At 71.1% G+C, this 16,746-nt stretch carries 18 protein-coding genes; 17 read left to right on the plus strand and 1 reads right to left on the minus strand.

Going from position 1 to position 16,746, the window contains the following annotated elements; all coding sequences use genetic code 11:
- Positions 1-3: 3 nt before the first annotated feature.
- Together OG379_RS27700 and ffh are read left to right on the plus strand one after the other, a co-directional pair.
- Positions 4-2,454, plus strand: a complete 2,451-nt coding sequence (locus OG379_RS27700; RefSeq protein WP_405665710.1) for a [protein-PII] uridylyltransferase — start codon at positions 4-6, stop codon at positions 2,452-2,454.
- Positions 2,455-2,575: 121 nt separating this feature from the next.
- On the plus strand, positions 2,576-4,123 hold the full coding sequence (gene ffh, locus OG379_RS27705; protein ID WP_393763906.1) for a signal recognition particle protein: 1,548 nt from the start codon (positions 2,576-2,578) through the stop codon (positions 4,121-4,123).
- Positions 4,124-4,192: 69 nt separating this feature from the next.
- Here ffh and OG379_RS27710 read toward each other — a convergent pair whose 3' ends face one another.
- Positions 4,193-5,059, minus strand: a complete 867-nt coding sequence (locus OG379_RS27710; protein WP_393763908.1) for a methyltransferase domain-containing protein — start codon at positions 5,057-5,059, stop codon at positions 4,193-4,195.
- A 520-nt stretch (positions 5,060-5,579) separates the two neighbouring features.
- Here OG379_RS27710 and OG379_RS27715 point away from each other — a divergent pair.
- From OG379_RS27715 to dprA, 15 genes are all read left to right on the plus strand, one after another.
- On the plus strand, positions 5,580-6,173 hold the full coding sequence (locus tag OG379_RS27715) for a hypothetical protein (protein ID WP_003965961.1): 594 nt from the start codon (positions 5,580-5,582) through the stop codon (positions 6,171-6,173).
- Between the two features lie 155 nt (positions 6,174-6,328).
- Positions 6,329-6,769: a 30S ribosomal protein S16 gene (rpsP, locus tag OG379_RS27720; protein WP_104789428.1), complete on the plus strand. Its 441-nt coding sequence runs from the start codon at positions 6,329-6,331 to the stop codon at positions 6,767-6,769.
- A gap of 2 nt (positions 6,770-6,771) precedes the next feature.
- A complete protein-coding gene (locus tag OG379_RS27725) occupies positions 6,772-7,011 on the plus strand; it encodes an RNA-binding protein (RefSeq protein WP_014153811.1) in 240 nt (79 codons plus the stop codon).
- Positions 7,012-7,118: 107 nt separating this feature from the next.
- The gene (rimM, locus tag OG379_RS27730) at positions 7,119-7,733 is read left to right on the plus strand and encodes a ribosome maturation factor RimM (protein WP_405665712.1); all 615 of its coding nucleotides are present in this window, start codon (positions 7,119-7,121) and stop codon (positions 7,731-7,733) included.
- The gene (gene trmD, locus OG379_RS27735) at positions 7,733-8,554 is read left to right on the plus strand and encodes a tRNA (guanosine(37)-N1)-methyltransferase TrmD (RefSeq protein ID WP_405668669.1); all 822 of its coding nucleotides are present in this window, start codon (positions 7,733-7,735) and stop codon (positions 8,552-8,554) included. Before rimM ends, trmD begins: the two co-directional genes overlap by 1 nt.
- 124 nt (positions 8,555-8,678) lie before the next feature.
- Positions 8,679-9,029, plus strand: a complete 351-nt coding sequence (gene rplS / locus OG379_RS27740; RefSeq protein WP_033304056.1) for a 50S ribosomal protein L19 — start codon at positions 8,679-8,681, stop codon at positions 9,027-9,029.
- Between the two features lie 45 nt (positions 9,030-9,074).
- Positions 9,075-9,848 carry a signal peptidase I gene (lepB, locus tag OG379_RS27745; protein ID WP_393763914.1) on the plus strand — a complete coding sequence of 258 codons (774 nt, stop codon included), beginning with the start codon at positions 9,075-9,077 and terminating at the stop codon, positions 9,846-9,848.
- Positions 9,841-10,899, plus strand: coding sequence for a signal peptidase I (gene lepB, locus OG379_RS27750; RefSeq protein ID WP_405665714.1), 1,059 nt, complete (start codon positions 9,841-9,843; stop codon positions 10,897-10,899). The genes lepB (OG379_RS27745) and lepB (OG379_RS27750) overlap by 8 nt, the downstream gene beginning before the upstream one ends.
- Positions 10,817-11,698, plus strand: coding sequence for a signal peptidase I (gene lepB / locus OG379_RS27755; protein ID WP_405668671.1), 882 nt, complete (start codon positions 10,817-10,819; stop codon positions 11,696-11,698). The genes lepB (OG379_RS27750) and lepB (OG379_RS27755) overlap by 83 nt, the downstream gene beginning before the upstream one ends.
- A 49-nt stretch (positions 11,699-11,747) precedes the next feature.
- Positions 11,748-12,518 (plus strand): signal peptidase I, encoded by a 771-nt coding sequence (lepB, locus tag OG379_RS27760; protein WP_405665715.1) that lies wholly within the window; start codon positions 11,748-11,750, stop codon positions 12,516-12,518.
- Positions 12,508-12,996 carry an NUDIX hydrolase gene (locus OG379_RS27765; protein ID WP_405665717.1) on the plus strand — a complete coding sequence of 163 codons (489 nt, stop codon included), beginning with the start codon at positions 12,508-12,510 and terminating at the stop codon, positions 12,994-12,996. Before lepB (OG379_RS27760) ends, OG379_RS27765 begins: the two co-directional genes overlap by 11 nt.
- A gap of 63 nt (positions 12,997-13,059) precedes the next feature.
- The gene (locus tag OG379_RS27770; RefSeq protein WP_003965949.1) at positions 13,060-13,368 is read left to right on the plus strand and encodes a DUF2469 domain-containing protein; all 309 of its coding nucleotides are present in this window, start codon (positions 13,060-13,062) and stop codon (positions 13,366-13,368) included.
- 132 nt (positions 13,369-13,500) lie between these two features.
- Positions 13,501-13,860 carry a YraN family protein gene (locus tag OG379_RS27775; RefSeq protein ID WP_393763922.1) on the plus strand — a complete coding sequence of 120 codons (360 nt, stop codon included), beginning with the start codon at positions 13,501-13,503 and terminating at the stop codon, positions 13,858-13,860.
- Entirely contained in the window at positions 13,860-15,482 is a 1,623-nt protein-coding gene (locus tag OG379_RS27780; RefSeq protein WP_405665718.1) for a YifB family Mg chelatase-like AAA ATPase, read from the plus strand. Before OG379_RS27775 ends, OG379_RS27780 begins: the two co-directional genes overlap by 1 nt.
- Positions 15,479-16,651 carry a DNA-processing protein DprA gene (gene dprA, locus OG379_RS27785; protein WP_405665720.1) on the plus strand — a complete coding sequence of 391 codons (1,173 nt, stop codon included), beginning with the start codon at positions 15,479-15,481 and terminating at the stop codon, positions 16,649-16,651. The genes OG379_RS27780 and dprA overlap by 4 nt, the downstream gene beginning before the upstream one ends.
- Positions 16,652-16,746: the final 95 nt, after the last annotated feature.

The following is a 16,746-nucleotide window of genomic DNA, read 5'->3' on the forward strand; positions in this document are numbered from 1 at the left end:
TGGGTGACGAGCACCGAAGCGACCACCGAATCCGAGGACTCGGGACCCAGCGGCTACGCGGCGGCCCGGCTGCGTCTTCTCCAGGAGAAGACGCGGTCCGGGCCGCCGCGCCGTGCCGCTCTGGCCCGGCTCACCGACGACTGGCTCACCGGGCTGTTCACCGCCGCGGCCGAGCGGGCGGGTGTCCGGGGAGCCGCCCTCGTCGCCGTCGGCGGATACGGGCGTGGCGAGCTCTCCCCGCGCAGCGACCTCGACCTCCTGCTCCTGCACGACGGCACTGCCGACGCCGGAGCCATCGCCACGCTCGCCGACGGGATCTGGTACCCCGTCTGGGACCTCGGCCTCGCCCTCGACCACTCCGTACGCACCCCCGGTGAAGCACGCAGGACCGCGGGGGAGGACCTCAAGGTCCAGCTCGGACTGCTCGACGCGCGCCCCGTCGCCGGAGACCTCGGCCTCGTCGCCGGACTGCGGACCGCGATCCTCGCCGACTGGCGCAACCAGGCCCCCAAGCGCCTCCCCGCCCTCGACGAACTCTGCCGCGAGCGGGCCGAACGCATGGGTGAGCTCCAGTTCCTCCTGGAACCCGACCTCAAGGAGGCCCGCGGCGGCCTCCGGGACGCCACCGCCCTGCGTGCAGTGGCGGCCTCCTGGGTCGCGGACGCGCCCCGCGAAGGGCTCGCCGAGGCCCGGCGCACGCTCCTCGACGCACGTGACGCGCTCCACCTCACCACCGGCCGGGCCACAGACCGCCTCGCCCTGCAGGAACAGGACCAGGTCGCCGGGGCCCTCGGCCTCCTCGACTCCGACGCCCTGCTGCGCCAGGTGTACGAGGCCGCCAGGACCGTCTCGTACGCCACCGACGTCACCTGGCGCGAGGTCAACCGCGTCCTGCGGGCCCGCTCCGTCCGGCCACGGCTGCGGACGATCCTCGGCGGCGCCAAGGCCGCACCGGAACGCACCCCGCTCGCCGAGGGCGTCGTCGAGGCCGACGGCGAGGTGGTCCTCGCGCGCACCGCACGCCCCGAACGCGACCCCGTGCTCACCCTCAGGGCCGCCGCCGCGGCGGCGGAGGCCGGGCTGCCGCTCTCCCGTCACCTCGTACGCCACCTGGGCACCGCGGCGCAGCCACTGCCCGTGCCGTGGCCCGCCCAGGCCCGCGAGGAGCTCATCACCCTGCTCGGTGCCGGCGAAGCCACCGTCGGCGTCTGGGAGGCCCTGGAGGCGGAAGGCATCATCACCCGCCTGCTGCCCGACTGGGAGCGCGTGCACTGCCGGCCGCAGCGCAACCCCGTCCACACCTGGACCGTCGACCGGCACCTCGTCGAGACGGCCGTCCGCGCCTCCCACCTCACCCGCCGCGTCGGCCGCCCCGACCTCCTCCTGATCGCCGCTCTGCTCCACGACATCGGCAAGGGCTGGCCCGGGGACCACTCCGTCGCGGGCGAGGTCATCGCCCGCGACATGGCCGCCCGCATCGGCTTCGACCATCAGGACGTGGGCGTCGTCGCCACGCTCGTACGCCACCATCTCCTGCTGGTCGAGACCGCCACCCGGCGCGACCTCGACGACCCCGCGACCGTCCGCTCCGTCGCCACAGCCGTGGGCAGTGCCTCCACCCTGGAACTCCTGCACGCGCTCACCGAGGCCGACGCCCTGGCCACCGGTCCCGCCGCCTGGAGCTCCTGGCGGGCGTCCCTCGTCTCCGACCTGGTCCGACGCGTCGCCGCGCTCCTGGCCGGCGAGGAACCCCCCGCACCGGAGCCCCTCGCGCCCAGCGCCGAGCAGGAACGCCTGGCCGTCGAGGCCCTGCGCACCCGCGAGCCCGTCCTGTCCCTGCACACCCGGCCCGAACCGGCCGCCGAGGACGGCGAACCCGAACCCGTCGGCGTCGAACTCCTCATCGCCCTGCCCGACCGCCCCGGCGTCCTGCCCGCCGCGGCCGGAGTGCTCGCCCTCCACCGCCTCACGGTCCGCGCCGCCGACCTGCGCGCCGTCGAGCTGCCCACCGAGATGGGCGAGTCGGCCGGCCTGCTGGTGCTCAGCTGGCGGGTCGCGGCGGAGTACGGCTCGCTCCCGCAGGCCGCCCGGCTGCGGGCCGATCTCGTACGCGCCCTGGACGGCTCCCTGGACATCCGGGCCAGGCTCGCCGAACGCGAGGCGGCCTATCCACGGCGGCGCGGGGTGAAGGCGCCGCCCCCCAGGGTGACCGTCGCGGCGGCCGGCTCACGCCTGGCCACCGTGATCGAGGTCCGCGCCCAGGACGCCCCCGGGCTGCTGCACCGGATCGGCCGGGCGCTGGAGCAGAGCGCGGTGCGCGTGCGCAGCGCCCATGTCTCCACGCTCGGAGCGAACGCCGTGGACGCCTTCTACGTCACGGACGGCGACGGTGAGCCACTGGCTCCCGAGCGGGCCGCGGAGGTGGCCAGGGAGGTCGAGAAGGAGCTGGGCTGAGCCCTCGCCCCGGGCCCGTTCGTCACGAGAAACGGGCGAGGGCTTTGCGTTCTCCGGGGTCCGGATACCCTGGAGAGCGACTGACCTGCCACGCCCCCGACCCTGAGGACCGACGAGCGCCGTGTTCGATACTCTCTCCGACCGCCTTAGCGCGACTTTCAAAAACCTCAGGGGCAAGGGCCGCTTGTCCGAGGCGGACATCGACGCCACGGCTCGCGAGATCCGTATCGCCCTGCTCGAGGCCGATGTCGCCCTCCCCGTCGTCCGCGCGTTCATCGCCAACATCAAGGAGCGGGCGCGGGGCGCCGAGGTCTCCCAGGCGCTGAACCCCGCCCAGCAGGTCGTCAAGATCGTCAACGAGGAGCTTGTCGGCATCCTCGGCGGCGAGACCCGGCGGCTCAGGTTCGCCAAGAACCCGCCCACCGTGATCATGCTCGCGGGTCTCCAGGGTGCCGGTAAGACCACCCTCGCCGGGAAGCTCGGTCTCTGGCTCAAGAGCCAGGGGCACTCCCCGCTGCTCGTCGCCTGTGACCTCCAGCGCCCCAACGCCGTCAACCAGCTCAGCGTCGTCGCCGACCGCGCGGGCGTCGCGGTGTACGCGCCGGAGCCGGGCAACGGCGTGGGCGACCCGGTCAAGGTCGCCAAGGACTCCATCGAGTTCGCCAAGGCCAAGGTCCACGACATCGTGATCGTCGACACCGCCGGCCGCCTCGGCATCGACGAGGAGCTGATGCGGCAGGCCGCGGACATCCGCGACGCCGTCAGCCCCGACGAGATCCTCTTCGTCGTCGACGCGATGATCGGCCAGGACGCGGTCAACACCGCCGAGGCCTTCCGCGACGGCGTCGGCTTCGACGGCGTGGTGCTCTCCAAGCTCGACGGTGACGCCCGCGGTGGTGCCGCCCTGTCGATCGCCCACGTCACGGGCAAGCAGATCATGTTCGCGTCGAACGGTGAGAAGCTCGAGGACTTCGACGCCTTCCACCCCGACCGCATGGCGTCCCGCATCCTCGACATGGGTGACCTGCTCACCCTGATCGAGCAGGCGGAGAAGACCTTCAGCCAGGAAGAGGCCGCCAAAATGGCCTCCAAGCTGGCGTCGAGCAAGGGCAAGGACTTCACGCTCGACGACTTCCTGGCGCAGATGGAGCAGGTCAGGAAGATGGGCTCCATCTCCAAGCTGCTCGGGATGCTGCCCGGCATGGGGCAGATCAAGGAACAGATCAACAACATCGACGAGCGCGACGTCGACCGCATGGCCGCGATCATCAAGTCGATGACCCCGAAGGAACGCGCCGAGCCGACGATCATCAACGGCTCGCGCCGGGCCCGTATCGCAAAGGGCTCCGGTGCCGAGGTCTCCGCGGTCAAGGGGCTCATCGAGCGGTTCTTCGAGGCCCGCAAGATGATGTCGAAGATGGCCCAGGGCGGCGGCATGCCCGGGATGCCGGGGATGCCCGGCATGGGCGGCGGCCCCGGCCGTCAGAAGAAGCAGGTCAAGCAGGCCAAGGGCAAGCGCAAGAGCGGCAACCCGATGAAGCGCAAGGCCGAGGAGCAGGCCGCGGCGGCCCGCCGCGAGCAGGCGGCGCAGGGTGGCGCGCTGGGTCTGCCCGCCCAGGAGGACAAGAACTTCGAACTCCCTGACGAGTTCAAGAAGTTCATGGGCTGACCGGCCAGGAACACTGACGAAGGGGCGCCCCGCCCGGCGGGGCGCCCCTTCGCTGTCCCGTGTCGGCCGTTACGACACGCACACCAGGTAGCGGAAGACGTTCGGCATCCACACCGTGCCGTCGGGCCGCAGATGCGGATGCAGGGCTTCCGCGACCTCCTTCTCCACCTGGGTACGGTCCGTCGCCCGTATCGCCGTGTCGAACAGCCCGGTCGACAGCAGCCCGCGCACCGCGCTGTCCACGTCCGCGTAGCCGAACGGGCAGGACACCCGGCCCGAGCCGTCCGGCTTGAGCCCGGCCCGCGCCGCCACCTCTTCCAGGTCGTCGCGGAGCGCGGGTCGCCAGCCGCTCCCGGAGCGCGGGGCGCGCGCCGACTCCGTGAGCCGGGCCGCCACCCTCAGCACCGGAGCCGTGGCACAGCGCTCCGGCGGTCCCCAGCCGGCCAGCACCACCGTGGCTCCCCGCACGGCCAGCGGTACGGCGGAGGCGAGAGCGGGCGCGAGCCCCTCGGAGTCCCCGGCCGCGCAGCCGATCGGCTGGAAGGCGGTCAGCAGGTTGTACGGCGCCCCGCTGTCGGGGGCGGCCGCCGGAATGCTGTCGACGAGCCTCGCCCGCGGCTCCGTACGGCCGGGGCCGGCGTCCTGCCCCTGGCCGGAGGCGAGGCGCTCGCGGGCCAGGGCGAGCCGTTCGCGGTCGGTGTCGACGCCGGTGACGCGCGCCCCGCGTGAGGCCGCGATCAGCAGCGCGAGCCCGGAACCGCAGCCGAGGGAGAGCATCCGCGTACCGCCCCCGACTTCGAGGCGCTCGTACACCGCCTCGTAGAGCGGTGCCAGCATGCGCTCTTGGATCTCGGCCCAGTCACGGGCGCGGGTACCGGCGTCCACCGGGGCGGACGAATCCGCGTACCTGTGGTGCCGGACGAGCGTAGGTGTCATGGAATGCGCCCCAATCCGCCGTGAGGTCGGTCGTGCCCGAGTGAGGTCCCCCATGTCTATTGCTGTGTGTGTGCGCCCACAGCCCCCGTATGTCAGAGAACTCCGCATCGGCGGTCCCGTCCAGAGGTGGGACGGAGTGGGATGGCATTGCTTGCGTGCTCCGGCCGTGCGCCCCCGGGCGCGCCTTTGCGGACGCGGGCGCCGGGAACAGCACGCCTGCTGCTCGCTTCCTCACAGTCTTACCCGACACGCGGGGCGCAGCACGTCGAGCGCCCCGGCCGCCGGTCACGACCGGTGTGCGGCCGTCGCTCCGTGCCGGGTACTGTCACTCGCGGGGCGCCCGTCCACGCCGGTGCGTACGCGTTGCTACGTACCACCTTGGTGCGAGCTGTGAGGCTTCTCCGCTGATCTGCGCACCCGCCCTCGTCCGGACGCATCAAGGGCAACTGACTGGTACGTGCAAATTATTTGAGATGCCCCGGAATAGGAACACCGGAGCACTCAGGCTCGTTGTCACGACGTGAGCACGACACCACCTGTACTTGCCGCAGAGCTGGCACAGGCGTGGGCCGACATTCAGCGGTACCACCCCGAGCTGCCCGATCTTGCCGCGCCAGAGTCCCTGATCGGAGAGTCCTCGTCCGCCTGTGGCGCCGAGCTCTCCTTCGAACGGCTGCTCCATGAGGCAGTCCACGGCATCGCCGCCGCGAGAGGTGTCCGGGACACCTCCCGGGCCGGCCGCTACCACAACCGACGCTTCCTCGCGATCGCCGAGGAGCTGGGCCTCGATCATGCCGAGGAACCCCACCCCAGCAGCGGATTCTCGCTGGTGACGCTGAATCCCGAAGCCAAACGCAGATACCGCCCGACGACCGAACGGCTGCAGCGGGCGCTCAAGGCGCACACCGTGGCCACCGCGGCGGACACCAAGCGCTCGTTCCGCGGTCCTGCCGCCCGGCACGGCTCGTCCGGGGGAGGGGTGCGGGTCAAGGCCGTCTGCGACTGCGGGCGCAACGTCCGCGTCGTCCCCTCCGTCCTCGCGCAGGCTCCGATCGTCTGCGGCGGCTGCGGCAAGCCCTTCCGCATCCCGGAAGCGGCGGTCGCGGTGGGGTGACCCGATGTGGTGTGGCACAATGGTCAGCTGTACTCGACAGTCGCATAGGACCCCTCTCTCCTCCGGCTGACGCGTCCATCGGGCACCCGAGTACCGCAACCCCACGTGGCATCTTTTGTGCCCAACCACGTCAGAGACCAGGAGACACCACTTCCGTGGCAGTCAAGATCAAGCTGAAGCGTCTGGGCAAGATCCGTTCGCCTCACTACCGCATCATCGTCGCCGACTCCCGTACCCGCCGTGACGGCCGGGCCATCGAGGAGATCGGCCTGTACCACCCGGTACAGAACCCCTCCCGCATCGAGGTCAACGCGGAGCGCGCTCAGTACTGGCTGTCCGTCGGCGCCCAGCCGACCGAGCCGGTCCTCGCGATCCTGAAGCTCACCGGTGACTGGCAGGCCCACAAGGGCCTCCCGGCCCCCGCGCCGCTGCTGCAGCCGGAGCCCAAGGCTGACAAGCGCGCCCTGTTCGAGGCCCTGGCCACGGACGGCGACGAGGCCAAGGGTGAGGCCATCACCCAGAAGGCCAAGAAGTCGGACAAGAAGGCGGACGAGGCGGCTGACGCTGCCGCGTCCACCGAGTCGACCGAGGCCTGAGCGTGCTCGAGGAGGCTCTTGAGCACCTCGTGAAGGGCATCGTCGACAACCCCGACGATGTGCAGGTCGCCTCGCGCGACCTGCGCCGCGGACGCGTTCTCGAGGTCCGGGTTCACCCCGACGACCTCGGCAAGGTGATCGGCCGCAACGGCCGCACCGCACGCGCCCTGCGTACCGTCGTGGGTGCCATCGGCGGCCGTGGAATCCGTGTCGACCTCGTCGACGTGGACCAGGTTCGCTGAAAGAGTTGAACACCGGCCGGGGCCGGGGAGGGCTTTCGAGCCGTCCCCGGCCTTTGTCGTCCGTACATGACCGCCTCCTCAAGTAAAAGATCACCGGGAGAATTAGCGTGCAGTTGGTAGTTGCGCGGATCGGTCGCGCCCACGGCATCAAGGGCGAGGTCACCGTCGAGGTGCGCACCGACGAGCCCGAGCTCCGGCTCGGGCCCGGTGCCGTGCTGGCCACGGAGCCCGCCCATGCCGGGCCGCTGACGATCGAGACCGGCCGGGTGCACAGCGGCAGGCTGCTGCTGCGGTTCGAGGGCGTGCGCGACCGTACGGCTGCCGAGGCGCTGCGCAACATCCTGCTGATCGCCGAGATCGACCCGGCGGAACTGCCCGAGGATCCCGAGGAGTTCTACGACCACCAGCTGATGGACCTCGACGTCGTCCTCACCGACGGCACGGAGATCGGCCGGATCACCGAGATCACACACCTGCCGTCGCAGGACCTGTTCATCGTGGAACGGCCGGACGGCAGCGAGGTGATGATCCCGTTCGTCGAGGAGATCGTCACCGAGATCGACCTGGAGGAGCAGCGGGCCGTCATCACCCCGCCGCCGGGCCTGATCGACGAGAGCGAGGCGGTGATCGCCTCCACGCGTGACGAGGACCCCGCCGCCACGCGGGACGAGGACGGCTCCGGGAGCGACGCGGCGGCCGAAGCCGGGAAGGGCGACGCGTGATGCGGCTCGACGTCGTCACGATCTTCCCCGAGTACCTGGAGCCCCTGAACGTCTCGCTCGTAGGCAAGGCGCGCGCCCGGGGGCGTCTCGACGTACACGTCCACGACCTGCGCGACTGGACGTACGACCGGCACAACACGGTGGACGACACCCCCTACGGCGGTGGCCCCGGCATGGTCATGAAGACCGAGCCCTGGGGTGACGCCCTGGACGACGCGCTGGTCGGCGGATACGAGGCCGGGGCGCACTCCCCGGTACTCGTGGTGCCCACGCCGAGCGGCCGGCCCTTCACGCAGGAACTGGCCGTCGAGCTCTCGGAACGGCCGTGGCTGATCTTCACTCCCGCCCGCTACGAGGGCATCGACCGCAGGGTGATGGACGAGTACGCGACCCGGATGCCGGTCATCGAGGTGTCCATCGGGGACTACGTCCTCGCGGGCGGGGAAGCGGCCGTCCTGGTGATCACCGAGGCCGTGGCCCGGCTGCTGCCCGGCGTGCTCGGCAACGCCGAGTCGCACCGCGACGACTCCTTCGCGCCCGGGGCCATGGCCGACCTGCTCGAGGGGCCGGTCTACACGAAGCCCCCCGAGTGGCGCGGACGTGGCATTCCGGAGGTGCTGCTGAGCGGCCACCACGGCCGGATCGCACGCTGGCGACGGGACGAGGCCTTCCGTCGTACCGCTCTCAACAGGCCCGACCTCATCGAGCGTTGCGAGGCCTCGGGCTTCGACAAGAAGGACCGCGAGATGCTCTCCATCCTCGGCTGGTCCCCGGGGCCCGACGGACGATTTTGGCGCAGGCCCGAGGCCGTGGAAGAATAGGCCCGCTGTACGTCCGGCGTGCGCCCCTGCCACAGGGGGAAAGACGCCCGCCCGATGTGATCAGCATCCGAACTTCACTCTCTCCCGTCGATGACCTGTGGCATCGGCGAAGAAAGCAGACAACATGACTTCCCTGCTCGATGGCGTCAACGCCGCCTCGCTCCGTACCGACCTCCCGGCGTTCCGCCCGGGTGACACGGTCAACGTCCACGTGCGCGTGATCGAGGGCAACCGCTCCCGTATCCAGCAGTTCAAGGGCATTGTCATCCGTCGCCAGGGCTCGGGCATCAGCGAGACCTTCACGGTCCGCAAGGTCTCCTTCAGCGTCGGCGTCGAGCGCACCTTCCCGGTGCACAGCCCGATCTTCGAGAAGATCGAGCTCGTCACCCGCGGTGACGTCCGTCGCGCCAAGCTGTACTTCCTCCGTGAGCTCCGCGGCAAGGCCGCGAAGATCAAGGAGAAGCGCGACCGCTGATTCACCTCCGGCGTCCACAGCGCGGCCGGATAGGATTCGGCCCCGATGGACACGGAAGCACAGCACATGGAGCGCGATCGTTCCTCCAGCCCCGCAGAAGGGGCGGAGGAGGGGTCGCGCTCCACGCATGTCCGGGACCGGCCGGCCGGCTCGATCACCTGGGGGCGAACCGTCTTCCTGGGCATGCTGTGCACGGTCGCCCTGCTGCTCTTCAGCGCATTCGTGCTGCAGCCCTTCCTCATCCCCAGCGGCTCGATGCAGCCCACGCTGCGCGTCGGGGACCGGGTCCTCGTCAACAAACTGGCGTACCGTTTCGGCTCGGAGCCCCGCCGCGGCGACGTGGTGGTCTTCGACGGCACCGGATCCTTCGTACAGGAGACGGCGTCCGGCGGGAACGCCGTCGGGGCGCTGCTGCACGGGGCGGCCGCGTCCCTGGGACTGGCCGAACCCGCCGGGTCCGACTTCGTGAAGCGGGTGGTGGGCGTGGGGGGCGACCGTGTGGTCTGCTGCGACAAGCGGGGGAGGCTCGAGGTGAACGGCGCTCCGGTGGATGAGGAGTATCTGCACCCGGGCGATCGCCCGTCCGACGTCTCCTTCGACATCGTGGTGCCCGAGAGCAGGCTGTGGGTGATGGGCGACCACCGCAGCAACTCGCGGGACTCCAGGGACCACCTGGGGCAGCCGGGGGGCGGCATGGTGCCCGTGGAGCGGGTGATCGGACGGGTCGACTGGCTCGGCTGGCCGCTCGGCAGGCTCGGCTCCCTGGAGGGCACCGACGCCTTCACCGGTATACGGCCGGCGGACGCGGACCATGGGTAACCGGGGGCGTACGCGGGGAGGGCCGGACACCGGCCAGCCGCTGCCCACCGGGTCGAGGCCGGCCACGGGCCGCTCATTGCCCACGCGGGCGGAGCGCCGCAAGCTGGCCCGCAAGGTGAAACGCCGCCGGCGCCGGTCCGCGATCAAGGAGATCCCCCTCCTCGTCCTGGTCGCGCTGCTGATCGCGCTCGTACTCAAGACCTTTCTCGTCCAGGCCTTCGTGATTCCCTCCGGGTCGATGGAGCAGACCATCCGGATCGGGGACCGGGTGCTGGTGGACAAGTTGACGCCCTGGTTCGGCTCCGAACCGCAGCGCGGCGACGTGGTCGTCTTCAAGGACCCGGGGGGCTGGCTGCAGCAGGAGACCGCGGCCACCGAGGACCCCCCCGCCGGGGTCAAACAGGTCAAGGAACTGCTGACCTTCATCGGACTGCTGCCCTCCGAGGACGAGCAGGACCTGATCAAGCGCGTGGTGGCCGTCGGGGGCGACACCGTGAAGTGCTGCGGCGCCGACGGCAGGATCATGGTCAACGGCGTGGCGCTCGACGAGCCGTACCTGAATCCCGGCGATGTGCCCTCCACTCTCAAATTCGAGGTAAAGGTTCCCGAGGGCCGTATCTTCGTCATGGGCGACCACCGGTCGAATTCCGCCGACTCGCGATTCCACCTCGACAAGCCGGGGAAGGGCACGGTTTCGGAGGACGAGGTCGTGGGGCGGGCCGTGGTGATCGCCTGGCCCTTCGGGCATTGGCGCAGGCTGGAAGAGCCCGGAACGTATGCCTCCGTTCCCGAGGGCGACGTCGGAGCGACCGCTGCGAAGGCCCCGTCGAATAGTGTGTCCTCCCAGGATCGCAACGGAATGGTCCTGCTCCCGACCCCTGCGGAACTCCCGCTCGTTATGGGAGTGGTGGGCCTGCGCCGAATCGGGCGCGGGCGATGGCACGGAGTGAGGAGTGGATGTGGGGGATTTGGCGGTCGGCGCACGATCCGGACACGACGAACCCGAGGACCGGCCTTCGAGCGACGGGGCCCGGGTGGAGGCGGAGAGTGACGGCGAGTCCCCGGGCGGTGGCAGTACGGCGGTGAAGAAGCCGCGTTCGTTCTGGAAGGAACTGCCTCTCCTCATCGGCATCGCGCTCATTCTCGCGCTGCTGATCAAGACGTTCCTGGTACAGGCGTTCTCGATCCCCTCGGACTCCATGCAGAACACCCTGCAACGGGGTGACCGGGTGCTGGTCGACAAGCTGACTCCGTGGTTCGGTTCGGAGCCGGAGCGCGGAGAGGTCGTGGTCTTCCATGACCCGGGCGGCTGGCTGGAGGACACCGCGACGCCCGAGCCCAACGCGGTGCAGAAGTTCCTGAGCTTCATCGGACTGATGCCGTCCGCCGAGGAGAAGGACCTGATCAAGAGGGTCATCGCCGTCGGCGGGGACACCGTCCAGTGCAAGAAGAACGGCCCGGTGACGGTCAACGGCAAGGCGCTGGACGACAAGTCGTTCATCTTCGAGGGCAACAGCGCCTGCGACGACGAGCCGTTCGGGCCGATCCATGTGCCCGAGGGCCGGATCTGGGTGATGGGCGACCACCGGCAGAATTCGCTGGACTCCCGTTACCACCAGGAGCTTCCCGGTCAGGGCACGGTTTCCACGGACGAGGTGGTCGGTCGGGCCGTGGTCGTGGCCTGGCCCATCAACCGCTGGGCGACCCTCCCGGTGCCGAAGACGTTCGACCAGCCCGGTCTGAACGCGGCTGCCTCGGCGGCCGTTCCCGGAGCACTCGGTGTAGCCGGAGCGCTGCCCCTCGTGTTCTGGCGTCGCCGCAGGCTGACCCGCGGGCATACCGCCGGGTAGGGTGCCGCTCGGATCAGCGATTGTCGATCTCCGATGGGGGAGCGCTGGGATGAGTGGATCAGAACGTGACGACGGCCGCGGCCGGCTCGGCAACGTGTTGTCGAACCTGGCCGTGGCCGTCGGCTGTGTGCTCTTCCTCGGCGGTTTCGCCTGGGGAGCGGTGGTGTACAAGCCGTACACCGTGCCGACCGACTCGATGACGCCGACGGTGAACGCCGGCGACCGGGTCCTGGCGGAGCGGATAGACGGCGGCGACGTGCGGCGCGGAGACGTGGTCGTCTTCACCGACTCGACGTGGGGCGACGTGCCCATGGTGAAGCGGGTCGTGGGCGTGGGCGGCGACAAGATCGCCTGCTGCGACAAGGAAGGCCGGCTCACCGTCAACGGCAAGCCCATCGAAGAACCGTATCTGCGCGGTGAGGGCGCCTCGTCCCTTCTCCCGGCGGACGGGAACGCCCCGGCCTCGCCCCAGAACTTCACGGCCGACGTGCCCGAAGGCCAGCTCTTCCTCCTCGGGGACGAGCGCAGCACCTCCATGGACTCCCGCGTCCACCTGGAGGACCCGGGACAGGGCTCGGTGCCGCGTGGTGCCGTCCAGGCGCGGGTGGACGCCATCGCCTGGCCCATGAACGGCATGATCGGCCGGCCCGGCGCCTTCGCGTCCCTGCCCGGCGGCGTGTCGTCCGAGGGACCGCTGCCGCTGCAGGTGGGCGCCCTGGTGGCGGGTGTGGTGCTGATCCTGGGCGGGGCGTCCTACGGTCCGCTCACGGCGCGCTCCGCACGGAGCAAGAGGCCGAAGGCGTCCGCCGGTGCTCACTGAGGCACGCAAGGTCGCTCGCGTGGTGCTCCTGGACCCGGACGACCGGATCCTGCTGCTGCACGGCTTCGAGCCGGCGAACCCGGCCGAGAGCTGGTGGTTCACCCCGGGCGGCGGCCTGGAGGGCGACGAGACCCGCGAGGACGCAGCCCTGCGTGAGCTCGCCGAGGAGACCGGGATCACGGATGTCTCCCTCGGCCCGCTGCTGTGGACGAGGACCTGCTCCTTCCCGTTCGACGGGCGGCGCTGGGACCAGGACGAGTGGTACTTCCTGGCCCGTACGTCGCAGACCGCGACCGACCAGAAGGGGCTCACCGAGCTGGAGCTGCGCAGTGTCGCCGGTCTGAGGTGGTGGACTTCCGCCGAACTTCTCGCCACGCGTGAGACGGTGTACCCGACCAGGCTCGCCGGGCTGCTGCGCACGCTGCTCGACGAGGGTCCCCCGAGTGATCCGCTGGTTCTCGCCCCCGAAATCGTCTAATCGGCCAGGGGTGCGTGGGGCTGACGCACAATAGGGGGACGCACGGCTGAAGGGGAACATGCCATGAGTGCCGAGGACCTCGAGAAGTACGAGACCGAGATGGAGCTGAAGCTCTACCGGGAGTACCGCGATGTCGTCGGTCTGTTCAAATATGTGATCGAGACCGAACGGCGCTTCTACCTCACCAACGATTACGAGATGCAGGTGCACTCGGTCCAGGGCGAGGTCTTTTTCGAGGTTTCCATGGCGGATGCGTGGGTCTGGGACATGTACAGGCCCGCCCGGTTCGTCAAGCAGGTCCGGGTGCTGACGTTCAAGGACGTGAACATCGAGGAGCTCAACAAGAGCGATCTCGAACTACCGGGCGGCTGACCCCGGCGTGCTCCTCCGATATCCCGGTTCACTCGTCCGAGTGGCCGGGATATTCACATCCGCCGGGTTGTCCACCAAGATCCAATAGATCGGGCGGGGCGCGTCACAGTCGGTGCCGGAGGTGGTGCCGATATGAACGCACGGGGGGCACTCGGGCGGTACGGCGAGGATCTGGCGGCACGGCTGCTGGCCGACGCCGGCATGACTGTGCTGGAGCGCAACTGGCGGTGTCGCGCAGGAGAGATCGACATCGTCGCCAGGGACGGCGACGCGGTGGTCGTCTGCGAGGTGAAGGCCCGCAGGGCGGGCTCCTTCGAGCACCCCATGGAGGCCGTCACACCGGCCAAGGCGGAGCGGCTGCGCAGACTCGCCGAGATCTGGCTCGACCGGCACGGCGGGCCGCCGCCCGGCGGGGTCCGGATCGATCTGATCGGCGTGATCCTGCCCAGGCGCGGCGCCCCGGTCACCGAGCATGTGCGGGGCGTGGCCTGATGGGGTTCGCGCGGGCGTGCTCGGTGGCGCTGGTCGGCGTCGAGGGTGTGGTGGTGGAGGTCCAGGCCGATCTGGAACCGGGCGTGGCGGCGTTCACGCTCGTGGGTCTGCCGGACAAGAGCCTGGTGGAGAGCCGGGACCGGGTCAGGGCCGCGGTCGTCAACTCCGGGGCGGAGTGGCCGCAGAAGAAGCTCACGGTGGGGCTGTCCCCCGCCTCCGTACCCAAAGGCGGTTCGGGTTTCGATCTCGCGGTGGCGTGCGCGGTGCTCGGCGCGGCGGAGCGGATCGACCCCGCGGCCATCGCCGATGTGGTGATGATCGGGGAGCTGGGCCTCGACGGCAGGGTGCGCCCGGTGCGCGGGGTGCTGCCCGCGGTCCTCGCGGCGGCCGAAGCGGGGTACCGGCACGTTGTCGTCCCCGAGCAGACCGCGGGGGAGGCCGCGCTCGTGCCGGGACTCTCCGTCCTCGGCGTACGGAGCCTGCGCCAGCTGATCGCCGTCCTCGGTGACGAACCCGTGCCCGAGGAGCCGGACGCCGACCGGGGCCGCCCCGACGCCATGCTCGCCGGGCTGATGGTGCCCGGAGCGGGCCTCGGCACGGGGCTGGCTCCACTGTCGGCCGACGGCACGGCGCACCGGCCCGATCTGGCCGACGTCGCGGGCCAGGGGCGGGCGCGCAAGGCCCTGGAGGTGGCGGCGGCAGGGGGACACCACCTGCTGCTCTCCGGGCCGCCCGGGGCGGGAAAGACCATGCTGGCCGAGCGGCTCACGGCGATCCTGCCGCCCCTTTCCCGGCAGGAATCCCTCGAAGTGACGGCGGTTCACTCGGTCGCGGGCATCCTCCCGCCGGGTGAACCCCTGATCAGCAGAGCGCCGTACTGCGCCCCGCACCACTCGGCGACGATGCAGTCACTCGTGGGCGGGGGTAACGGCCTGCCACGGCCGGGAGCGGTCTCCCTGGCGCACCGGGGCGTCCTCTTCCTGGACGAGGCCCCGGAGTTCTCCGGCCGGGCCCTCGACGCGCTGCGCCAGCCCCTGGAGTCCGGACACGTGGTGGTCGCACGCGCGGCCGGGGTCGTCCGGCTGCCCGCGCGCTTCCTGATGATCCTGGCCGCGAACCCCTGCCCGTGCGGCAGGCACACCCTGGCCGGGGCGGGCTGCGAGTGCCCGCCCTCCGCTGTCCGCCGGTATCAGGCGCGGCTGTCGGGTCCGTTGCTCGACCGGGTGGATCTGCGCGTCGAGGTCGAGCCCGTCGGAAGGGAGGACCTGATGGGGAGCGGCGGCCGCGGGGAGTCCTCCGCCGAGGTGGCCACCCGGGTGCGGGCAGCCAGGGAGCGCGCCGCCGAGCGGCTCGCGGGCACCCCCTGGACCACCAACAGCGAGGTACCCGGGCACGAGCTGCGGACCAGGCTGGTCGCGGCCCCAGGCGCCCTGATGGCGGCCGAGCGGGACATGGAGCGTGGCGTCCTCACGGCCCGCGGCCTCGACCGGGTCCTGCGCGTGGCCTGGACCGTGGCGGACCTGAGGGCCGCCGACCGCCCGGACGCCTCGGACATCGCGGTGGCGCTGGAGCTGCGTACGGGCATCCAGCGGGGTGTCCCGATGCAGGCGGGCGCCCGGTGAACGCCCCGGCCGCCCACGGCGAGCTCGAGCGGCTGGCACGCGCCGCCCTGACCCGGGTGTTCGAGCCCGGGGACGAGCGCGCCGGCCGCTGGATCCGTGAGATCGGGCCCGTCGAGCTGATACGGCGTCTCACGGGCGCGGAGGGACCGGCCCAGGCGATGGAGGGGATGACGGCGACCCGGTTCGCCGCGTACCGCCTGCGTGCGTCGAGCGCCGCCCCCGGGAGGGATCTGGCGGAGATCGCCGCGGTCGGCGGGCGGTTCGTCTGCCCCGGTGACCGGGAGTGGCCGAGCCAGCTCGACGACCTGGGGGACGCACGGCCGATCGGCCTCTGGGTGCGCGGCCGGTCCGACCTGCGCCTCTGGGCGCTGCGCTCCGTCGCTCTGGTCGGCGCCCGGGCCTGTACGCCCTACGGGGCGCACATGGCGGCGACGCTCGCCGCGGGGCTGGCGGAGCGGGGCTGGGTCGTGGTCTCCGGCGCGGCGTTCGGAGTGGACGGCGCCGCCCATCGCGGGGCGCTGGCCGCGGGCGGCGCGACCATGGCGGTGCTGGCCTGCGGCGTGGACGTGGCCTATCCCCGGGGACACGCCGAGCTGATCGGACGCATCGTGGAGCAGGGCATGGTCATGGGAGAGCTGCCGCCGTCGGACCATCCGACGCGCACCAGATTCATCCTGCGTAACAGGGTGATCGCGGCTCTCACAAGAGGCACCGTGGTGGTGGAGGCCGAATACCGCAGCGGCTCGCTGGTCACCGCGAGAAACGCGCAACGGCTGGGCCGTTTCACTATGGGGGTGCCGGGCCCCGCCACGAGCGGTCTCTCGGCCGGGGTCCATGAACTCCTGCGCGGTGAGGGCGTCCTGGTCACCGACGCCGCCGAGATCTCCGAGCTCGTGGGGGACATCGGCGAGCTGGCCCCGGCCAGACGCGGCCCCGTCCTGCCCAGGGACCTCCTCGACGCCGCCACCGCGCGGGTGCTGGACGCGCTGCCGGGGACGGGCGTGATGGAGGGGCGCGACGTGGCCAGGAGCGCCGGAGCATCCATGGATGAAGTCCTCGGGCGGTTGTACGAACTCCACTCACTGGGGTTCGTCGAACGCGAGGGCGACGGATGGCGGTTGACGCGGGGACGGACACGCAATGGGGACGCGCGGCGAGGCGGTACTTGACCCGGAGCATTCGGGTGAAAAGGTGATGCAGATGACCTCGGCGGCACCCGGTCAGGCCTCCGGGGACCGGTGTGAGCGGTGACGGTCCTCGCCGT

Source organism: Streptomyces sp. NBC_01166 (assembly GCF_045039765.1).
Taxonomy (GTDB): Bacteria; Actinomycetota; Actinomycetes; order Streptomycetales; family Streptomycetaceae; genus Streptomyces.

Bases quoted from the DNA above. Each gene is read 5' to 3' on its own strand.
- lepB (WP_405665714.1), top strand. From the start codon at position 9,841: ATGGGTAACCGGGGGCGTACGCGGGGAGGGCCGGACACCGGCCAGCCG.
- OG379_RS27775 (WP_393763922.1), top strand. From the start codon at position 13,501: ATGAACGCACGGGGGGCACTCGGGCGGTACGGCGAGGATCTGGCGGCA.
- OG379_RS27710 (WP_393763908.1), bottom strand. From the start codon at position 5,059: ATGACACCTACGCTCGTCCGGCACCACAGGTACGCGGATTCGTCCGCC.
- lepB (WP_405665715.1), top strand. From the start codon at position 11,748: ATGAGTGGATCAGAACGTGACGACGGCCGCGGCCGGCTCGGCAACGTG.
- rplS (WP_033304056.1), top strand. From the start codon at position 8,679: ATGACTTCCCTGCTCGATGGCGTCAACGCCGCCTCGCTCCGTACCGAC.
- lepB (WP_393763914.1), top strand. From the start codon at position 9,075: ATGGACACGGAAGCACAGCACATGGAGCGCGATCGTTCCTCCAGCCCC.
- trmD (WP_405668669.1), top strand. From the start codon at position 7,733: ATGCGGCTCGACGTCGTCACGATCTTCCCCGAGTACCTGGAGCCCCTG.
- OG379_RS27770 (WP_003965949.1), top strand. From the start codon at position 13,060: ATGAGTGCCGAGGACCTCGAGAAGTACGAGACCGAGATGGAGCTGAAG.
- OG379_RS27780 (WP_405665718.1), top strand. From the start codon at position 13,860: ATGGGGTTCGCGCGGGCGTGCTCGGTGGCGCTGGTCGGCGTCGAGGGT.